Origin of the sequence: Piscirickettsia litoralis (assembly GCF_001720395.1) — a bacterium.
In the GTDB taxonomy this organism is placed as follows: Bacteria; Pseudomonadota; Gammaproteobacteria; order Piscirickettsiales; family Piscirickettsiaceae; genus Piscirickettsia; species Piscirickettsia litoralis.
The window spans coordinates 271,847-273,752 of the sequence record NZ_MDTU01000001.1 but is presented as its reverse complement, the minus strand read 5'-3'; the positions used below and the strand labels follow the sequence as shown (position 1 = coordinate 273,752).

3 protein-coding genes are annotated in these 1,906 nt (G+C 38.0%); 1 reads left to right on the top strand and 2 read right to left on the bottom strand.

Annotation, left to right across the window (positions count from 1 at the left end; genetic code table 11):
- Positions 1-102 precede the first annotated feature (102 nt).
- On the bottom strand, positions 103-570 hold the full coding sequence (locus BGC07_RS01250; protein WP_069311652.1) for a MaoC/PaaZ C-terminal domain-containing protein: 468 nt from the start codon (positions 568-570) through the stop codon (positions 103-105).
- 6 nt (positions 571-576) lie between these two features.
- Positions 577-1,338, bottom strand: coding sequence for an enoyl-ACP reductase FabI (fabI, locus tag BGC07_RS01245; RefSeq protein WP_069311651.1), 762 nt, complete (start codon positions 1,336-1,338; stop codon positions 577-579).
- 191 nt (positions 1,339-1,529) lie between these two features.
- Between fabI and BGC07_RS20360 the strand changes: the two genes are divergently transcribed.
- Positions 1,530-1,906: CBS domain-containing protein (locus BGC07_RS20360; protein ID WP_069311650.1), on the top strand; the 377-nt coding region annotated here is incomplete at its 3' end.

Below are 1,906 nucleotides of genomic sequence, written 5' to 3'. Positions count from 1 at the left end.
CCCAATAAAGCATCTTCTGAACATGGGTGAACAACCGCAACCCTAAGAGAGTGATTCAAGCTTCGTGCTTTTTGTATAATATCTCTCGAATGCCGACCCGGGTCAATCAGCTTTAATTTGGGCAAATGGGTTTCTTCGCGTCTTATTTTTTTGATTGGGTGCAATCACACGTGCATGGCCCTCTGTAACCAGTTCACCCAACTGATTAATACACTCACACTCAAAAATAACATGGCGATGTTTTGATATTTTGTCTACCACAGTAAGCTTAGTTGTTATCGTATCTCCAAGCTTAATCGGCTTTAGAAATTTTAAATCTTGACTTAAATAAATTGTTCCAGGGCCGGGTAAATGAGTGCCTAATACCATAGAGATTAAAGCACCGCCCCACATGCCATGACCAATCACCTCTCGGAAAATATCGGTTTGGGCAAACTGCTCATCAACATGCGCAGGATTAATATCTCCTGTGACAAGTGCAAATGCCTGAATATCTTCCTTCGTTAAGGTTCTTTCAACCGTTGCTCCTTGGTTAATTTCCAGCTCATCAAATGTCGTATTTTCTAACATAACGATTTATCCTATAATATGGTAACCCGCATCGACATAAATTGTTTGTCCTGTCATTCCAGAGCTTGCGTCACTGACTAAAAATGCCGCTAAACTTCCCACTTCTTCAATCGTGACCAACCGCTTCATTGCTGATTTTTTTTCAGCTTGATTCAATAGCTCCTGAAAGCTTTCTAGACCGGAAGCAGCACGTGTTGCAACCGGACCTGGAGATACTGCACTGACTCGTATACCGTGAGGACCCAACTCTGCAGCTAAATAACGCACTGTTGCCTCTAATGCAGCCTTAACCGGACCCATAATTCGATAATTTCCAACAACCTTTTCAGCGCCATAATAACTCATCGTTAGAATACTGCCCCCAGATTGCATAAAGGGTTCTGCAAGTCGCGCAACATGAATCAACGAATGACAAGAAATATCCATCGCCGTATTAAATAGCTCTTGTTGTGATTCGATCACTGGATTAAACAATTCATCATGAGGTGCATATGCAATGGAATGAATAATGAAGTCCAATTTCCCCCACTTTTTCTCTACCCAAGAGAAAAGCGCTTGCATAGAATTTCTATCCTGAACATCACAGGGCAATAATTCAACAACAGGCAGTGAATTAATAAATGACTCAACATAAGGTCGTGATTTCTCATTTTGATATGTGACAGCACATTCACCACCTTGTCTCACAATTGCCTCGACACAGCCCGCAGCCATGCTATGCTCATTTGCGACACCTAAAACAATTCCGCGTTTACCTTTTAAATTCATTACTCACCTCTTGGATTGAAGAGTCGTTTCATAAGGCTAATTTTATTAGCTAAGCTTATAGCGGCCCTTTAAATCACCTCCTTGATTTAAATCAAATAAACTATAATCATACTAAAAAGTAAACAAACCAAGGACCATTATGGTTAATCTTAAACACTCCATTCAAACCATTATGCACGATAAAATCATTAGTGTTGACCTTAAAAAATGATGGAATTTCAAAAATTAAAGACCTACTTGATTCTTATGATATCGAACATATTCCCGTTTTAGATAAAGATAAGTTAGTTGGCATAATCAGTTTGAAAGATATATTAAAAATTAGCTTTACAGAAAAATCTAATGTTGCAAAAGAAGATAAGGATAATACGTTGCTCGGCCTAGTTTACAAAATTAAAGATATTATGAAAGACCCAATTACCATAAAAGCTGATGCATCAATCGCTGATGCTTGTAGCCTAATGGTAAAACATAAAATCCATGCATTGCTTATTATTAACAGTAAAAATAAATTAACCGGCATTGTCACTACAACAGATATATTAAAATATATAACGAATGATAACTA